At 67.6% G+C, this 18,586-nt stretch carries 10 protein-coding genes and 1 tRNA gene; 2 read left to right on the forward strand and 9 right to left on the reverse strand.

What is annotated here, in order from left to right; all coding sequences use genetic code 11:
- Nucleotides 1-62 precede the first annotated feature (62 nt).
- Nucleotides 63-2,273, reverse strand: a complete 2,211-nt coding sequence (locus VPH61_RS14280; RefSeq protein WP_332064177.1) for an arylsulfatase — start codon at nucleotides 2,271-2,273, stop codon at nucleotides 63-65.
- A gap of 436 nt (nucleotides 2,274-2,709) precedes the next feature.
- Between VPH61_RS14280 and VPH61_RS14285 the strand changes: the two genes are divergently transcribed.
- The gene (locus VPH61_RS14285; protein WP_332064178.1) at nucleotides 2,710-3,039 is read left to right on the forward strand and encodes a carboxymuconolactone decarboxylase family protein; all 330 of its coding nucleotides are present in this window, start codon (nucleotides 2,710-2,712) and stop codon (nucleotides 3,037-3,039) included.
- A gap of 9 nt (nucleotides 3,040-3,048) precedes the next feature.
- On the opposite strand, the gene VPH61_RS14290 is transcribed toward VPH61_RS14285, so the two are convergent.
- The 6 genes from VPH61_RS14290 to VPH61_RS14310 all read right to left on the reverse strand — a co-directional run bounded on the left by VPH61_RS14290 (nucleotide 3,049) and on the right by VPH61_RS14310 (nucleotide 16,741).
- Nucleotides 3,049-5,223 carry a LuxR C-terminal-related transcriptional regulator gene (locus VPH61_RS14290; protein WP_332064179.1) on the reverse strand — a complete coding sequence of 725 codons (2,175 nt, stop codon included), beginning with the start codon at nucleotides 5,221-5,223 and terminating at the stop codon, nucleotides 3,049-3,051.
- A gap of 256 nt (nucleotides 5,224-5,479) precedes the next feature.
- Complete coding sequence (locus VPH61_RS14295) at nucleotides 5,480-13,372, reverse strand: DUF7507 domain-containing protein (protein WP_332064180.1); 7,893 nt, start codon at nucleotides 13,370-13,372, stop codon at nucleotides 5,480-5,482.
- Nucleotides 13,373-13,782: 410 nt separating this feature from the next.
- Nucleotides 13,783-13,935, reverse strand: a complete 153-nt coding sequence (locus VPH61_RS18860) for a cellulose binding domain-containing protein (RefSeq protein WP_442879107.1) — start codon at nucleotides 13,933-13,935, stop codon at nucleotides 13,783-13,785.
- A gap of 381 nt (nucleotides 13,936-14,316) precedes the next feature.
- A tRNA-Ile gene (locus VPH61_RS14300) sits at nucleotides 14,317-14,390 on the reverse strand.
- Nucleotides 14,391-14,400: 10 nt separating this feature from the next.
- Nucleotides 14,401-15,654, reverse strand: a complete 1,254-nt coding sequence (locus VPH61_RS14305) for a glycosyltransferase (protein ID WP_332064181.1) — start codon at nucleotides 15,652-15,654, stop codon at nucleotides 14,401-14,403.
- Between the two features lie 169 nt (nucleotides 15,655-15,823).
- Nucleotides 15,824-16,741, reverse strand: coding sequence for a DMT family transporter (locus tag VPH61_RS14310; protein WP_332064182.1), 918 nt, complete (start codon nucleotides 16,739-16,741; stop codon nucleotides 15,824-15,826).
- A gap of 40 nt (nucleotides 16,742-16,781) precedes the next feature.
- On the opposite strand from VPH61_RS14310, the gene def reads away from it, so the two are divergent.
- The gene (gene def, locus VPH61_RS14315) at nucleotides 16,782-17,345 is read left to right on the forward strand and encodes a peptide deformylase (protein WP_332064183.1); all 564 of its coding nucleotides are present in this window, start codon (nucleotides 16,782-16,784) and stop codon (nucleotides 17,343-17,345) included.
- Nucleotides 17,346-17,381: 36 nt separating this feature from the next.
- On the opposite strand, the gene VPH61_RS14320 is transcribed toward def, so the two are convergent.
- Both VPH61_RS14320 and VPH61_RS14325 read right to left on the reverse strand, forming a co-directional pair.
- A complete protein-coding gene (locus VPH61_RS14320) occupies nucleotides 17,382-17,687 on the reverse strand; it encodes an AzlD domain-containing protein (protein WP_332064184.1) in 306 nt (101 codons plus the stop codon).
- Nucleotides 17,684-18,358, reverse strand: coding sequence for an AzlC family ABC transporter permease (locus VPH61_RS14325; RefSeq protein ID WP_332064408.1), 675 nt, complete (start codon nucleotides 18,356-18,358; stop codon nucleotides 17,684-17,686). Before VPH61_RS14325 ends, VPH61_RS14320 begins: the two co-directional genes overlap by 4 nt.
- Nucleotides 18,359-18,586 lie beyond the last annotated feature (228 nt).

Consider the following 18,586-nt stretch of genomic DNA (forward strand, 5'->3'; position numbering starts at 1 on the left):
GAAGGAATCAAATGAGGTACCCGCCGCCCGTGTCCAGAGTTGGCGTTGGAGGCGTGCTCGCGTCATCCCTTCGCCGGCGTGTCGTACGCGATGTGCACCGCGTTGATCCTGCCATCGAACTCGAAGGGCATGCGGTCGACGTAAGCGCGCGACACCGCGCCGCCGTATGCTCGGCCGATGTCGAGGCAGTCGTTCGCCGAGAACAGCAGCGGGGCGCTCACCGGCACGGTGCCTGAGGCGGCCTCGGCGCCGTCCACCCGGAGCACGACTTTCAGTGGTCCTCCGGGGCGTGGTTCGACGTACGAGGTCTGGACCTCGACGGTGACGTCACCTGCCGGCAGGGGCGACGATGAGGCGATGATCGTGCGCTGCACGAGGAACAGGTTGTACTCGTAGTGCAGCACGCCGTCGACGAGGTACGCAGTGAGTCCGCCGCCGGCGCCGCCGAGCTTGTAGAGCACGCCGTTCGCCTTCTCGGGCAGCGTGAGCTTCATCGTCACCGTGTTCGGCTTGTTGCCGAGCGCGGGCGCGCAGAACTCGGGGATTCGCACGGTGTCGCCCGACATCTCCCATTCGGTGTAGGCCGGGCCGAGCCGGTACTCGGGGTGGTAGACGGGCACCCAGAGTCCGCCGCCCACCGGGAGCACCTCGTTCCTCGCCGCCTCGATCGCGAAGAGCTCCTTCATCTGCGCGAGCTTGTCGGGGTGATCCGCAGCGAGGTCGTGGGCCTGCGACCAGTCCTCGTCGAGGTGGTAGAGCTCCCAGGTGTCGGCATCGGGTGTCCAGGTCGCGATTCCGGGAGGAGCTCCCGGAACCCAGGGCAGCCGGGGGCCGGTGGCCGATGCGATCCAGCCGTCGGCGTAGATCGACCGGCTCGCCATGATCTCGAAGTACTGCACCCGATGCCGCTCGGACGCGGTGGCGTCGTCGATCGCGTAGGCGAAACTCGTGCCGTCGATGGGATCCTGCGGGATGCCGTTGACCATGTCGGGGTGCGAGATTCCGAGGATCTCGTAGATCGTCGGAGCCACGTCGATGACGTGATGGAACTGCGTGCGCGGCTCCGGATCGTGCGCGATGCGCCCCGGCCACTGGACGAACATCGGGTTGCGGGTGCCGCCGAGGTGCGAGGCCATGAGCTTCATGCCCTGGTACGGGGTCGACCCGGCCCACGCCCACGCCGCGTGGTACTGGTTGTCGGTCGCAGGCGAGCCGAGCGCATCGAGGCCGCCGAGTTCCTCGAGCGCGCTGATGTGCTGGTCGATGGTCGTCGGGATCATGTTCTGAGCGAGAAGCTCGCTGATCGTGCCGTTCTGGCCCTCTCCCGACGATCCGTTGTCGCCCCAGATGTAGACGATGATCGTGTCGTCGAGGTAGCCGAGCCGCTCGACCTCGTCGATGAGACGCCCGGCCTGCACGTCGGCGTGCTCGCCGAACCCGGCGGCCACCTCCATCAGTCGCCGCTGGAACGGCTTCTGGTGCTCGGGGATCTCGTCCCAGCCCTGCAGGCTCTCGGGCCGCGGAGTGAGCTCTGCGGAGTCGGGGATCCAGCCGGCCGCCTTCGCCCCGGAGATGGCCTGTTCGCGGTAGGCGTCCCAGCCGTCGTCGAACTTTCCGGCGTACTTGTCGGCCCATTCCTTCATGATGTGGTGCGGGCCGTGGATGGCCCCGGTCGCCCAGTACATGTAGAACGGCTTGTCGGGCGCGTTCGCCTTGTGGTCGCGCAGCCATCGCATCGCATCGTCGGCGAGGTCCTCACTGAGGTGGTAGCCCTCCTCGGGGGAACGCGGCGGCAGCACGCCAGTGGTGTTGCGAACGAGGTTGGGTTCGTATTGGGATGCCTCGCCGGCGAGGAACCCGTAGAAGTACTCGAACCCGTAGCCGGTCGGCCAGCGGTCGTACGGTCCCGCCGTCGTGGTTTCCTCAGCCGGCGTGTTGTGCCATTTCCCCCACGCACCTGTCGAGTAGCCGTAGTTGCGCAGCACCTCGGCCATCGTTGCGCTCGACTTCGGGATATGGCCCGAGTATCCGTCCCAGTCGTTCGCCAGTTCGGCGATCTGCCCGTTGCCGACCCGGTGGTGGTTGCGTCCGGTCAACAGCGACGCACGCGTCGGCGAGCACATCGCCGTCGTGTGGAATCGGTTGAACCCGATGCCGGCCGTGCGCACGCGCTCGAGCGTCGGTGTCTCGACGAGCCCTCCGAGGGGCTTCGGCAGTGCAGGACCGGCATCGTCGATGAGGATCACGAGCACGTTCGGCGCATCCGCGGGCAAGTGCTGCTCGGGCGGCAGCGGCGAGTACGTCGACTCCTGAAGCGTGCGGCCTGCGAAGCTTCCCGACGGTTTCGGAGGGAACGGCAGCGTCCTCGCACTCGGCAACGGACCCCCGACGACGGAATTCCGTTCGCTCGTTCTCTTCCCCATGATCTCCCCCATCTGTCTGATCTCCCCCATCTGTCGCGCTGCGGCCGATTCCTGCCCTCAGGTGACCGCTTCTCGCACACGTTGACGCTCATGATAATTCTCCTCGGCCGGCATCCGACATGGCATCACTCAGATGGCATGATGATCGCCCGAATCAGACCAATTCGCCTGATCTGGATGATGCGGATCGCGTTGCGGCCGACTGGAATACACCGAGACGACGGAGCAGCCGAGGTCGAGCACTCTGTGTGGGGTTCGCCTCACATCGACATGTGAGGGGAATCGCGTGGACTACATCGATCAACTGCGTCGACTCTCGATTCATGCTGACGAGCTGGGTCCTGAGTCCCATTCGGTCGCGGCGACGGAAGCTCTCGCTCCGCGCGACCGGGCGATCGCACGGTTTGCGGCGTTGGTCGCGATGGGCGGCACCGATGCCTCCTTCTCCGCAGCCGCCGACGAGGCGGCACGGGCGCAGGTAAGCACACGCGAACTCGTACAAGTCATCCTCGGCGTCGCCACCTTCGTCGGGATGCCGCGGACGGTCTCGGCAGCGCAGCACCTCCTCGTCGCTCTGGAGCTCGACGTTGAGACCTTCGTTCCCGGCAGCGACTAGGCTCGCCGGCTAACCGAGGATCCCGATCTCCCCGGCACGCTCGACAGCGGCGCTTCGAGTCGTGACTTGGAGCTTCCGGTAGACCGATCCGACCTGCGAACTCACGGTGTTCCGGCTGACGAAGAGGCGATCGGCGATTTCCGAGATCGTGAGATGCGTCTGCAGGTAGGGCAGCAGACGGAGCTCCGCCGGCGTCAGCGGGGAACCACCGAGCAGGGCACGGCTCTTGTCGAGCGAGGCTCGAACGTCATCGACCGCCTCGTCGAGCGTGCCGTGGTCCGGGCGCAATCGCTGGAGCTCCTCGATCTCGTTGAGAAGATGTGCGGCAGTCGCGGTATTGCCGAGGGCGATGTAGGCGCGGCTGAGTTCGATTCGCACCTTGATGGCGAAGATCGGCGTCACGTACGTGCAGAGCGGGCGGTCGCGCATCGCTCGTGCAAGGAGATGTTCCGCCCGGGCCGTGTCTCGACGCCGCAGCGCGATCCGGGCACCGACCGCAAGCGCAAGGCAGGTCGTCATGTAACCGTGCAGGCCGTTGGCCTCGATCACCGAGAGAGCTTGCTCGGCATGGCTGCTGGCCTCGTCCACCGCATCGGCGTCGAGCGCGATGACCGCGAGCTCGGCCTCGCTGAGCAGTATTGAGTCGGGGTTGCCGAACGCGATCGCTTGTCTCGTGCATTCCTCATAGGCGGCGATCGCGCCTTCGAGGTCGCCGCTGAGCTGCAGGGTCCACCCGTAGAGATGGAGTGCTTGGTCACGCCAGGGGCTCGTCGACGATTCGCAGCTCACGCTGTACTTGGCGTCGCGAGCGGCCGATTCGAGGCCGTCTCGCCACATGATGACGCGCAGCATCGCCCACCCAGAGGCGTAGCTCGGCAGTCCGGATTCCGGAGGTTCGTCGTATTCGATCTGCTCGAGCAGATTGGCCCACCGATCGGCTTCTGCTGCGTGACCGTCGAGAACCGCGCGCAGACCGGCGAGCACGACGAGCGGCGGGTACGCGCGGATCGCCGATTCTCCCAGGTCGTTCATCCACCGTTCCACGGCGGCGAGCTCGCCAGCCTGGTAGGCGGTCTGTGCACGCTCGGCAACGAGTCGCACCGAGCGATCGTGCTCGTTCGCCGACAACAGGTGATCGATCGCGTGCGACATCTTCTCGTGCGCCTCGTACCATGCAGCTGCCCCGAGATGCAGCCGGCGTCCAAGGCTCGGTTCCGAGCGCTCCAGCTCGCCGAGCAGGAACTCGCGGAAGAGCTGATGGTATCGATACCGACCTTCGCGCCGGTTCAACTCGACGAGGAAGAGCCCGCGGGAATCGAGCGCTTGCAGCTTCGCTCGCGAATCCTCTCGTCCGAGCACTGCGTCGCTGCACGCAGCCGCGACTTCATCGAAGATCGCGGTGCGACGCAGAAACTCCTGATCGTCAGGTTCCAGCCTGGCGAAGCATGCTCGATACAGATACTCGGCGATCGTCTGGTCGTCGCCGAGTACTCCGACCGGATCGCCGCCCTCTCGCGCGACGATAGCGGCGAGAGCAATGCCAGTCGGCCAGCCTTCGGTCCGATCGAGCAGATGTTCCAGATCGGTGTCGGTCAGGTCGCCGGCTCCGAGGTACGCGAATACCTGCCGAGCCCCGGCTGTGTCCAGTTGGAGATCGACCGATCCGACCTGGAGCACCTCTCCAGTTGGTCGGAGACGCGCGAGGAAGGGCAGCGCGTGTCTGCTGGCGAGCACTACCTGTGATCCAGGTGGTATCCGTGCCAATGCCACCTCGAGTACATCCTGGCAGCGGGCGGATGACGCTTCATGCACGTCGTCGATCATCAGGACGAATGGGTCGTCGACGTTCGAGATCGCCGCGGCGAGCCGGGGTGCCATCTGGCCGAGCACCGCTGTGCCGACGGCGGGCTGTTCGCTGACGGTCAAGAACCCGTCGAAGTCGGGCATGGCCATCGTGAACGCGGTCGCGATCGCGCTCAGCAGCGCTGACGGGTCGTTGTCGAAGGGGGACAGCGTGAGGGAAACCGTGCGGCGCTGCTCCAGCTCTGCCCATTGACCCAGCAGCGTCGACTTGCCGTACCCGGCCGGAGCAGTGACGGCGACGATCGAAGCAACGCGTGACTTCTCGATGATGCCCGCCCGGCTCACTGATGCGCTGCGCAACCCGCTCCTGAGCAGCTCCATGACCGTCCCCCGATCCGACCCCGAGAGAGCCGGGAGCGGCAGTGCCGAACGGCTCGTGTACCCCGAACCTAGTCCTGCACCCCCGACCGTCGCCAGTGCGACACACTGCGCACCCTACCCCTCAAACAGGGCACAAATTGCCGGCGAGCGTCCCCTCATGTCGCAGACGTCGCGGGGCGAACGCTCGTCCCGAGGAAAGTGCCGCGACCGCACCGATGCCGGCCCTCCGGGGGATGGTCCGGCTCCGGCGCGACGGTCACTCGACCACGTCCTTCGCCGTACGGCGACGTGCGAGCAGCAAGAACAGCAGTCCCCCTCCGAGGAATAGGGCTCCGGCGGCCAGTGGGAGGACGACCGCGACGCCCGTGTCCCCCAGACCGCCTGTGCCAGTGGTGGTGCGCGGGTTCACGGGCGGGGTGCCGATCGGCAGCATGTCGCCGAAGTAGTGCGACCAGTCCTCGTCGGCGACCACGGTGCCGGCGACCGAGCCGCCATCGACGTCGGTGGTCTCCGGGCCGGTACCGACGACGGTGCCGAGGTTCGCGTACTGACCTGCGATGGCGGTGCCCGTCGCGACGCAGGTGAACGACTCCCCCGGCGCCAGCGGGCCGGCGATGACGTTGCCGTCGGTGCCATCGCAATCGATGCCTGCCGCGTCGACGATGTCGTCGGTCACCGTGACGTCGACCAGGTCGACGTTGCCGGTGTTCGTCACCACGTACGTCCACTCGACGGCGCCGCCGACCGGAACATTCGGGCCGGTGGGCTCGTCGGCGTCTTCTCCGTTGGTCGCCTTCTCGATGTCGATCGTGGGGACGACGCCGAAGTAGTGCGACGGATCCTCGTCTGTGACCTCGGTGCCCGCGACGACAGTGCCGTCGACATCGGTGGTCGCGGGCCCGAGAGCAGTGACGGTGCCCAGGTTCGCGTATTGACCCTCGATGGCCGTGCCGTTCGCGACGCACGTGAAGGTGCCGCCGGGCGCCAGCGGCCCCGCGATGACGTTGCTTCCCGTGCCGGCGCAGTCGATGTCGGCGGCATCCACCAGGTCGTCCGTCACCGTGACGTCCGTGAGGTCTGCGGTGCCGGTATTCGTCACCACGTACGTCCACCGCACATCGCCGCCGGCGGCGACGAGCGGACCGGTCGGGGTGTCCGCGTCCTGACCGTTGGTTGCCTTCTCGATATCGACGCTGGCGTCCACCCCGAAGTAGTGCGACGGGTCATCGTCCTCGACGAGCACTCCGGCCACCGGGTTCCCGTCGACATCGGTCGTCACCGGGCCGATGCCGGTGACCGAGCCGAGGTTCGCGTACTGCCCGACGATGGCGGTGCCGTTCGCGGTGCATTCGACGGACTCGCCGGCCGCGAGCTCGGCCACGACGTTGCCGTCGGCGCCCTCACACGTGATGTCGGCAGCGGCGACCAGGTCGTCGACGATCGTGACGTCGGTGAGGAGCACGTTGCCGATGTTCGTCACCACGTACGTCCAGCGCACCGCGCCGTCCCGGTTCACGATCGGCCCGGTCGGGTCGTCAGCATCCTGACCGTTGGTCGCCTTCTCGATGTCGATCGCGGGCTGAACGCCGAAGTAGTGCGACGGGTCCTCGTCGTCGACCGTGATGCCGGCGACGGGGTTGCCGTCGACATCGGTGGTCTCAGGGCCGACACCCGTGACGGTGCCGAGATTCGCGTACTGTCCGAGCACGGCCGTTCCCGTCGCGACGCAACTGAAGCTGGCACCGATCGCCAGCGGGCCGGCGATGACGTTGCCTCCGGTGTCACTGCAATTGATGTCCGCGGCATCCACCAGGTCGTCGGTGACTGTCACGTCGGTCAGCATCGAGTTGCCGGTGTTCGTGACCACGTAGGTCCACCGCACCTCACCGCCCACGGTCACGTTCGGCCCGGTCGGGTCGTCGGCGTCCTGGCCGTTCGTCGACTTCTCGATGTCGACGGTCGGCGCGATGCCGAAGTAGTGCGACGGGTCCTCGTCGGACACCTCCATACCCGGGACGTTCGCACCGTCGACGTCGGTGGTCACGGGCCCGATACCGGTCACCGTGCCGAGGTTCGCGTATTGACCTGCGATGGCCGTGCCGACGGCCTCGCAGGTGAAACTCGCGCCAGGTGCCAGCGGTCCCGCGATCACGTTGCCGCCGGTGCCGGCGCAGTCGATGTCGGCGGCATCCACCAGGTCGTCCGTCACCGTGACGTCGGTCAAATCCGAGTTGCCGGTGTTCGTGACGACATACGTCCACCGCACGTCACCACCAGCTGCCACGAGCGGACCAGTCGGAGTGTCCGCGTCCTGACCGTTCGTCGACTTCTCGATGTCGACGGTCGGCGCGATGCCGAAGTAGTGCGACGGGTCCTCGTCATCGACCACGACACCCGCCACCGTGTTCCCGTCGACATCGGTGGTGTCCGGGGCCGTGCCCGTCACGGTGCCGAGATTCGCATACTGCCCGAGTACGGCGACTCCGGAGGCGACGCAGGTGAACGACTCGCCCGGTGCGAGCGGCCCGGCGACGATGTTGCCGCCGGTCTCATCGCAGTCGATGTCGGCCGCCGACACCACGTCGTCGACGACCGTCACGTTCGTGAGCGGCACGTTGCCGGTGTTCGTCACCACGTACGTCCACCGCACTTCACCGCCGACGGTCACCAACGGCCCGGTCGGGTCGTCGGCGTCCTGGCCGTTGGTCGCCTTCTCGATGTCGACCTCGGGTGTCGCACCGAAGTAGTGCGAGGGGTCTTCATCGGTGACCTGCACCATGGCCGGGTCGAGGCCGACGACGGTGCCCATGTTCTCGTACTGGCCCTCGACCGCGATGCCGTTCGCCACGCAGGTGAAGGATGCGCCCGGAGCGAGCGGTCCGGCGACGACGTTGGAGCCGGTGCCACTGCAGTCGATCGCCGTGGGATCGATCTGGTCGTCGGTGACCGTGACGTTCGTGAGGTCGACGTCACCGGTGTTGGTCACCACATAGGTCCAGCGCACGGCGCCCCCGACGGCCACGTTCGGGCCTGTGGGGTCATCGGCGTCCTGACCGTTCGTCGACTTCTCGATGTCGATGCCCGGTGCGGGCATGAGGGCGAGGTCGAGGGTGAAGTTGCTGAACGCGTCGGGGATGAGGTCGTTGCCGAGGCCCGCGACATCGTCGCCTTCGGGTCCGTTCGCGCCGGTCAGGAACTCGCGCTCGTCCCGCTCATAGGAGAGTGTGACCGGTGAGCTCGTCAGGCCCGCATCAACCGGGTCCGTCGACGCGGTGTTGTTGTTGTCGCCGCGCTCGTTCACTCCGTTCGCGGCACTCGATCCTGCGGTGCGCACGACGGTGTCGGCGAGCGGCCCGCCGGAGGCGAACATCGACGCCGGAATGTGGGCGGTGTACGTGCCGGCCGGTATGGCTTCGGCCCTCCATCGGCCCGCGGCATCCGTGGTCTCGGTCGCGACGATGTCGCCATCGGCGTTGCGCACCTCGACGGTGACGCCGGGTACGCCCTGCTCACCCGTGTCGAAGCGGCCGTTGCCGTTGAGATCCAGCCACACGAGGTCGCCGAGGGCGAAGCCCGGCATCAGCACGTAGGGCTCGTTCGACAGCAGCGGCTGGTTCGGGAACGTGGCCGAGTAGATCTCCGCCCGGTTCGCGTAGATGTTGTCGAGTTCGTCGCTCGTCGAGACCATCGGGATCTCGGCGCGCACGCGAGTGCCCGTGGCGAGCCACTCGCTCGAGACGAAGCGCACCGCGGTCGCGTCGCCGAAGTCGGTGATCTCCGCGGCCGTCAGCCAGAGTCCTCCTGCGGCCGCGGGGTTCGCGTTGGCGGGGTTCCGGGGGTCGTGGTTCAGGGTCGCGGGGTCCGCCGTCGAGTAGTACCAGGTACCGGGCACGTTGCCGGTGGCTCCGCGGATGTAGGTCGGCGCCGCGAGCGCACCGGTCAGCTCCGCGGTGCCTTCGTAATCGGACGCGTACTGCCCGCGAGCCGACCCGGCCGCCGGATCGCCGTCGCCGTTCCATGGCAGCACGTCGATGAGGTCGGTGGGCTGGAACGCGATCACCGTCGAGGTGTTGGCCCAATCGAGCGACCAGGTGTACTCCTCGCCGCTGGCCACGAACGGCTTGTCGACGTTCTTGACGAGACCCAGCTGGCCCGACCCGGTCGCCGTGGTGGTCGCATTCGCCGTCGGCGCGTTCTCGGCGCTGTCCGACATCGCTTGCACCTGGTTCACGTAGCTGTCGCCGGGTTGCGCGACCGTCTCCAGCGTCGCGCACAGCTGGAGGGCGGTAGCGCCGGTGCGGATCCAGTAGTTGGCCGCGGTGGTCGTGATGTCGCCGAGGAGGAACGTCACCTCGCGCGTCGCCGCGTTGTAGCTGACCGTCACGCCGGCTGGGAGTCGGCTCCTGGTGCAGGCTTCGTTGTAGATGAGGCCGACCGGAACGGTATCCACGAGACGGAGATTCTCCACCACGGCGCCGATGGGCGCGTTGTTGACGCCGACGCTGAGGTTCCAGATGGCGTCCTGCCCAGGGAGGTACGTCGCCTGCCCGGCGGACTTCGCGACGATGAGCTGCAGCCCCTGGTACCGGAGCTCCTGCTGCATCGTGGCCCAATTGTCACCGCGGGGACCGGTCGACCAGCCGCCGATGTTCGAGAGGCGGACGCCCGTCAGCAGCGGCTCACCGTCGTTCGGGCCGCCGTTGTACGACCCGCGGGCCCGCAGGAACATCTTCAAGTCGAGCCGGAACGCGGAGTGCTCGACGTGGTCTGGTGCCACGGGGCGGATCCTGACCATGTTGACCTGGTCGCGCCAGTCGGCGCCGAACTGGGCCGGGTCGGTGTGCCAGGGGCCTGAGTCGTCGCGGCATCCGGTGTTGTCGCCGAGGAGCGAGGTTCGATCCACCGGGTACAGCCCGCCGACCGGCGCTCCCGTCTGGGTGTCGACGGCATTGGTGCCGACGCCGTACTCGATGACGTACTCCGATGCGGTGGCGCGGCCCTGCGCCGTGAACCATGCCGGGGCGTCGAGCTGGAACACCGACACGTCGAACGTGTCGCAGACCATGGGATTGTCGACCGGGAATCCGATGGCATCCTCTGCTCCTGGCGCCTGGACGCCGCGGTTGGGACCGGTGTTCCGGATGCCCGACCAGTCGACTTCGAGACCGGCCCACGACTGGACCCGCTGGCCCGAGGCGACCGTCGTGTTGTCGGCCCACGCGTTGCCTGCCGCGTTGGTGAAGTACTTGTAGCCCGTGATCGGGAGGTTCGCCGCGAGCTGGCGCGAGACATCGTCGTAGATGATGCCGCCGTCCTGGCCTGTCTCGGGCCAGCTGCCCGAGTTGTTCAGCAGCACACCCTGCGGGATGTCCTCGCCGGCGTTGGGGCCGCCGTTGTACTGCCAGCGCGACTGCAGCGGCAGGTACAGGCCGAGCGTGAACGGGCCGGTTTCGACGTGCCCGGCGTCCACCGGGCGGACGCGGACCATGTTCACCTCGTCGCGCCAGTCCCCGCCGAAGGTCGCCGCGGGATCCGTGCTCCACGGCCCCTCGTCGTCCCGGCACCCCCGCACGTCGGTCACATTCGCCGTATTGTCGAGTCCATTGCCCGTGCCCGTCTGCGTATCGACGGTATTGGAGCCGATGCCGTATTCGATCACGTAGTTGGTCAGGTCGAACGCCGGATTCATCGTGGCCGTCCGTGCCTGCAGGTGCGGGTTCGGGTCAGCGCCCGTGATCGGAGCCAGCGGGTTGCCCGAGACGCGCCAGACCGACACGTCGAACACGTCGCACACGACCGGGTCGGTGACGGCGATGCGGTTGGTACTCGCCGTCGTCCACACGTGCGAGTTCACCACGTCGCCGAGCGAGAACTGGTTCCAGTTCGAGAGTCCGCCTGCGAGCGACTCGTACTGCTTGTCGCCTCGCAGTGTGCCGCAGTCGCTGACGGTGCTGCGCACGTTGAACGTGCGGGTCGAGACGTTGTTGCCGGTCGCGGTCGTGCCATCCCAGCCGGGCTCGAACCCGGTGTCGTTCATGGGCCAGTCGTCCGCCGTCCAGCCATTGGTGCTCTGGGCTTCGTTGCGGAACGTGAGCGTGTCGTTCACGTTCGCGCGGCACGGGTCGGGGACGGTCGGCGTCGGCACGAAGAAGAACGCCTGCCACGTGTTCGTCTTCGTGTTGTTGCCGTTCGCGCTGGGGGTGAAGCTCATGTCCCAGCCATCGGCGGGCTGCACCCCGGTCTCACACGTCGGTGTGCCGGTGTTGAAGTTGCCGGAATGACCGAGACATCCCGTGAGCACGGCATCCGGCCAGTCCGGCATCAGGTCCTTGAACGCGATGTTGTCGAGGTTGGTGCTGAGGATGTTGCCGTTCGACTCGTCGACCCTGAACTGGTACACGACGGAGAAGCCGGGTACCGGCGGCGTTGCCGGGTTGTTGTCGAGGGCACCATCCACGAACGCGACGTTCCCCGTGTTGGTTTTCGCCAAGTCCCATCGTGGCTCGGAGATGTTGAACTGGCTCGGCACGATGTTGTCGTCAGTCGCGGTCGTGCCGTCCCAGCCGGGCTCGTAGCCGGGGCCGACGCCGCCGGGAGGATTGTTCAGCTGGCCGCCGATCATGTGCCAGCCGTCGGTGTCTTCGACGTTGTTCTGCCAGGCCACGGTCCCGGTCGGCGGGGTGTCACCGTGCTGCCAGGTCGGCTCGACCGAACGGTACGCATCGGAGGTGGGCACGAAGGCGAGCACCAGGATGCGCGTGCTGTCGTACGGCGAGTTCGACGGCTTGCTCACCGACATGTTCCAGCCATCCGCGCCCGCCGCCTCGTCGATCGGGCAGGTGACGGTCCAGCCACTCCTGAGGCTGATGTTGTCCGTGCGGCGATCCTCGCATCCGTACATCACGGCATTGGGGAATTTCGTCATCCGGTCCGTGAAGATGATCGGCCACTCCAGGTCGGACCCGCCGGTACCGCCGAGGTTGACGATGTCGATCCAGTACTGCACGCGGAATCCCGGCGTGACGACTCCGTTGATGGTGCGGCTCGACGCGAAAGGTCCGGCCTGGAGCGACTTCCTCGCCTCCCACTCCGCGGTGCCGGTCACCTCGATGACGGGACCTTGAACGGTGCCCGACGGTGCCGCGTCGCCCTGACCGGCGTAAGCGTGGGCGGTGACCTCGCCGAACCCGGGAATCGGCGTGTCATCTGCGAAGCGGTAGGCGAGCTGCACCGTGCCGACGTTCGACGACATCGGCCCGAGGTTGCACACCACGGTGATGGATCCATCGGGTTCGGTCGTCGCCGACGACGGCGGGTTCGCCCCGTTCGCCGCGGCGAGGCATCCGGCCGGCAGCCCGTTGGTGCCCGGTCCGGCGAGCTGGAACGTGGAGTCTGCGACATCGCTCGGGTCGTTCGGGTTCGGCACCGGGTTGATGGTCAACTCGATCACGACATTGGGCACGCTCACGCCCGTCGGCAGGCCCGTGAGTGAGACCGAGTAGTTCTGCAGCACCGTGTCGCCGACGCGCACGATGCAGTTGTCGGGTCCGGTGTCCAGGCCCGGCCCGGCCGCCGCGTCGAAGGGCGGCGTGCCCGTCGTCGCATATCCGTCGCAGGAGTTCGGGATCTCGAGCCGGTCGATCTCCAAGGTCGAGATGGGTTGGAGTCCGGCATCCAACCCGGTCGCCTGCGTTGCGCCGGTGATCGTGAAGGCCGCCGTGATCCCGCGCTCGGGATTGCCCACCGTCGGCACCTCCGCGCGTTGGAAGTCGTTCAGCCCGCCGGCCGCGTCGGGAAAGCGGAAGGGGCCGGGAGCGACGACGCGCACGAAGTAGCTGCCGTCGACGGCGTTGGCGAAGCTGTAGGTGCCGTTCGCGGCCGACGTCGTCGTGGCCGCCACCGTCCCGGTCGTTGACGACACCAGCTGGACCGTCACACCGGCCTTCACGCTCTCGTCGGCGGTTCTCTGGCCGTCGCGATTCGCATCGGCCCAGATGACCCCGTTGACGAGGCTGCCGGGGCCGGCGAATGCCGCCTGCGGGGCGAGCGCCACGGCCGCAAGCAGGCTGAGGACCGTCACGATCACGACCACCAGACGTGAATGCGGCGCTATCCGGCGCTTGGTCTTCAGCGTGTCGACCAGTGACATTCGGGCCCCCCTCGAACGGACGTGCTCATTCCCCCGCGACGACCTCGACCTGACTGCCCATCCTCACGTCATGCGCCGTGAGCGAAACGACTGGTCGTCTTGCCGGACACTAGCAGGCCTCGGGTGCAGACCCCATCGCTCGATTTGGGTGAGATCGACCCGGGCATCGTATGTAATCTCCATCTCGGTGCACTACGTTGACCGGAAAGGCGTAGAGGACGCGGCCGTCGCCGGTCACGATCACGCGAATGAACTCTTGGCCACGTGTGCCGATCCCTGGACTACGCCGATATCGTCGGATGCGAACTTGGCTCCGTTTGGGCGAACTCGACGAGCGTGCCGCGATCACCGTGCCCTGACGCCGGAAGCTCTGGGACGCGCGCGAGTACGCGCTCCACAGAGCCCCTCAACTACTCAGCGGCGCACGCGACGACAGGGTTCGTCGATGGCGCAGTCCCGGTTCCGGTGAATCCGAGCGCTTCCGTGCCTCCAGCGGCGATGTCACCATTCCAGGACTCATTGATCACCGTTGCCGTTGCCCCCGTCGATCGAGAGCGGGCCATGGATCCGCCCCGCAGCGGATCCCTCAGACGCAAGCGCGGGCGGATCCCTGTTGTCTCGGTGTCTTGCGCACGTCAAGTTCCGGGCCGACTTCACCCGAATCGAGTGAGGCCATCCGGAGAACGGCGACCTAACCTCACTGTCAGTGAGGCCGCGCGTTCGGGTCGAGGTCTCGCTCACCACACCAGCTGGGTGGACCGGGTGAGATTGCGCCAGCCGGTTGGTATCGGCGGACGCGCCCCGCCCCGGATTCATCGACGTTGACGAGGCGGGGCGTGTCCGATTCCTTCCGGTGTCGCGCGCACGCCGGCACCGAGTGAGGGGGGCCAGCCCACTCACCTCACCCCTGACCGCCACAGGCGGCGATCGGGAATTCTTCACCGTAGGGCGGACGGGACTTGAACCCGTGACCGATGGATTATGAGTCCACTGCTCTGACCAGCTGAGCTACCGCCCCGCGCTCCGGGTCACTCGGAAGTGGCGGCCGGTGCGACATCGGTGACCGGATCGGTCACCAGCTTCCCACGATACAGACTCTCGAAGGTCGAGATCGTGCGCTGGATGTCGTGCGCTGCGATGAGCCGGATCGACCCTTCCTTCAACGCGCGGTACTCGGCCGGCGAGGCCTCGAGCACCACACGCAGCTTGGCGGCGAGGTCTTCGGCGTTGCTCGGCTCGAAGAGGTAGCCGTTCTCGCCGTCGTGCACGAGGTGCGGCAGCGCCATCGCGTTGGCCGCGACGACGGGCAGCGCCGAGGCCATGGCCTCCATGGTGACGATGCTCTGCAGCTCGGCGATCGACGGCATCGCGAGCACCGACGCACGGTGATAGGCCTCGCGCAGCTCGTCGTCGGTCACGTAGCCGGTGAACTTCACCCGGTCGGCAATGCCGAGTTCGACCGCCATGTGCTCGAGGTGCTTCTTCTGGTCGCCGCCGCCGACGATCTCGACCTTGGCGTCGAGCTCCTTCGGCAGCAGCGTCAGGGCGCGCAGCAGCACGTCGATCTGCTTCTCGCCGGTCACACGGCCGACGAAGAGGATGCGGTTCTCGGTACGCGGCTCCCAGTTCGGCGAGTACTTGTGCGCGTCGATGCCGCACGAGATCGCGTGCACGCCGATGAGACCGGTGTGCTTCTCGAGGAACTGCGCGGCCTTGCGGGTCGGCGTCGTCACGGCCTCGGCGCGGCCGAAGGTGCGGCGTGCCGCCTTCCACGCGAGGCCGACGGCCCATTCCTGCCATGCAGCGGGCAGCAGCGTGAACTCGAGCATGTTCTCGGGCATGAAGTGGTTGGTGCCGACGATGCGGATGCCGCGCTTCTGGGCTTCGACCGAGAGGCCGCGACCGGTGATGATGTGCGACTGGAAGTGCACGACATCGGGCTTGACCTGGTCGATGACCTTCGCGCTGTTCTGCCGGATGCGCCACGGCAGCGCGAAGCGCAGCCAGTCGTGCGGATACCAGCGCCAGCTCCGCAGGCGGTGAGCGGTGATCTCCTGACCCTCGTGCACCTCTTTCCAGGTGCCATGCTTGCGGTTGCCGGCGGGGGCCATGACGTGCACGTCGTGGCCGCGCTCGGCGAGACCTGCTGCGAGACGCTCGGCGAATCGCGCGGCGCCGTTGACGTTGGGGGCGAAGGTGTCGGCGCCGATCAGTACCGTGAGCGGTCGTTCGGTCTCTGCTCCGGCGGTGCCGGGAGTACTCGCACCGGGGGTGTCTGACACGTGGGGTTGTTCCTCACCATTTCATGGGATCGAGGGCGATCGGCCCTCGTCGGGGCATCGGGGCGCTGCGATAGGCGGCTCGACGCGCGGACTGAATCCGACGATAGTCTACGCAGCGCACCGGATGCTCCCCTGTGCGCGCATGTCGCCGCAGCAGTCGCTGCTCAGCTCACAGGCGCGTCTGCGGGTGGTTCCGGGCGAGCTGGAAGACACCCCACACGGCGATGACGCCGGCGACGATGAACACGCCGATCGCCCAGAGCGGCGCCTGTGAGGCCTCGCCGAGCACCGCGATGCCGATCGCGACGGCGACCATCGGGTCGACGACCGTGAGTCCGGCGATGACCAGGTCGGGCGGGCCCGACGCGTAGGCGTTCTGCACGAAGTACGCACCGAGGGCGGCGGCGCCGAGCAGGCCGATCAGGCAGAGCGCGGTGAGCCACTCGAACTCCCCCTGCTCCACCCGGCCGATGATGACCTTGGCGAGGGTGGCCACGAAGCCGTAGAGGACGCCGGCCATGATCACGTAGTAGATCGCACGGATGTGCTGGCGGAAGAGCGCGAACGTGACGCCGGAGGCCGCGAGCACGACGGCGAGGATGATCAGGATGGTGATCAGCTGGCGCTCGGTGACCGGCTTGTCGACCGCCGTGAACGCGGCGACGCCGACGAAGAGGAACACGCCGCCCACACACATCACGATCGCCGTGATCGACTTGCGGTTCAGCTTCACGTGGTTGATGCGCGAATTGAGGATCGAGGTGATGACGAGCGCGATCGCCCCGAGCGGCTGCACGACGATGAGCGGGGCGAAGTAGAGGCTCGACAGCTGGAAGACGATCGCGAGCCCCAGCATGAGGGTGCCGAGTACCCACGAGGGCCGTGCGAGGAGCAGCGCGAGCTGCTTGAAGTTCAGCCCCTTGCCGAAGCTGTCGACGGTGCGCGACTCGACCTTGACCACGCCTCGGTGCTGGAACTGCGCTCCGAGGGAGAGGAACACCGCGCCGACGAGGGCGAGCGGGATCCCGATGAACTGGGTGGGGTCGAGTGCGATCTGCTCGGTGAGGTCGCTCAGGTCCGGTTCCACGCATCGACCCTACCCGTTCCGTGCCGGATATCCTTGCCGAATGGCCGTGCTCCCCATTCGAATCACCGGCGACCCGGTGCTGCATTCCCCCGCCCTCCCGATCGAGGAGATCGACGACGAGATCCGCACCCTCGTGGCCGACATGTTCGAGACGATGGACGCCGCGCCGGGCGTCGGGCTCGCCGGCCCGCAGGTCGGAGTGGGGCTGCGGCTCTTCACGTACGGATGGGTCGATGAAGACGACACGCGCTGGCGCGGCGTCGCGATCAACCCCGAGCTCTGGATCTCCCCGCCGCCGGCCGGTGAGCCCGACATCGACGAGGAGGAGGGCTGCCTCTCGTTCCCCGGCGAACGGTTCGGGTTGCGTCGTGCCGAGCGCGCGATCCTCCGCGCGACCGACCTCGACGGCAACCGCTTCGAGATCGCTGCCGAGGGATGGCTCGCACGCATCTTCCAGCACGAGTACGACCACCTCGACGGCACGCTCTACACCGACCGTCTCGGTGAGCGCGATCAGCGCATCGTGGCGAAGATCACCCGCAAGCTCGGCTGGGGCAAGTCCGGTGCGCAGTGGATGCCGGGCGTCGACGAACTCGAGGCCTGAGCAGCACCAGATCAGCGGATGCCGCATGGCACCGGTTCATCCGAGTGCGCGGATGCCGGCGGCGACGAGCGCGGCGACCGCCACGACGACGATGAACGGCACCCGCAGCGCGTAGAGCGCGGCGGCCACGATCACCGCGGGCACTCGCGCATCGATCACGATCTCCTGGCCGGCGCCGAGGGTCTGCACCGCGATGAGTGCGGCGAGCAGCGCGACGGTCAGCAGGTCGGCGATGCGAGCCGGGCGCTCACGCTCGAGGAACCCGGCGGGCACAAGGTGGCCGACGAGCTTCAGCGCGAGCGTCGCCGCACTGGCGATGAGAATGATGTGCCACGTGGTCATGACGATCGCCGCCGATCGAAGAGGTTGAACCAGCCGACGACGACCGCGACCACGGCCGCCACCAGCACCGGGAGACCGGGCATCAGCACGGGCGTGGTGAGGGTCGCGACGACCGCCGCCGCCACCGCCACGGCGCCCGCCTGGAATCGCTTGAGGCGCGGCCAGAGCAGTCCGAGGAATGCCGCGGCGGCCGCCGCATCCAGCCCCCAGGCCCGCGTGTCGCCGATCGCGTCGCCGATGAGTGCGCCGGCGAGCGTCGTCAGGTTCCAGCCGACGAAGATCGTGATGCCCGTCACCCAGAATCCGACGCGCGCCGCCCGGTCGTTCGGCTGCGCGAGCGCGACCGCCGTCGACTCGTCGATCGTGACCCAGGCCGCCGCCACGCGTCGCCAGATGCTGCCGCGCCCGGTCACCGGATCGACGTCGTCGACGATCGGCTTCATGCGCATGCCGTAGACGACGTTCCGGATGCCGAGCATCGCGGCCGTCGCGATCGCTGATCCGCCCGCCGCGACTCCCCCGCTCGCGAGCACGCCCACGAGCGCGAACTGCGAGCCGCCCGTGAACATCACGAGGCTGAGGAAGCAGGTCTGCCAGACGTCGAGGCCTGCGGCCACCGAGAGAGCGCCGAAGGAGACGCCGTAGATCGCGGTCGCGAGCCCAACAGCCAGGCTGTCGCGGACCGCCGTCGAGCGCTCGGCGGCAGCCGCGTCGCCGTCGCCGGCGGCGGATGCGTCGGCAGCGGCGCGCTCGTCCACAGACCCTCCTGTTCCGCGCACCAGAATATCCGGGCGCAGGTCGCGCCGAAGCCGGTTCGAGGGCCCGCGGCTAGCGTTGGCGGGTGCTCACCTTCGTTCTCGCCGACCCGACGAGCCAGTCCTCACGCGGGATCCTCCGTC

The organism is Agromyces sp. CCNWLW203, assembly GCF_036576125.1.
Lineage (GTDB): Bacteria > Actinomycetota > Actinomycetes > Actinomycetales > Microbacteriaceae > Agromyces.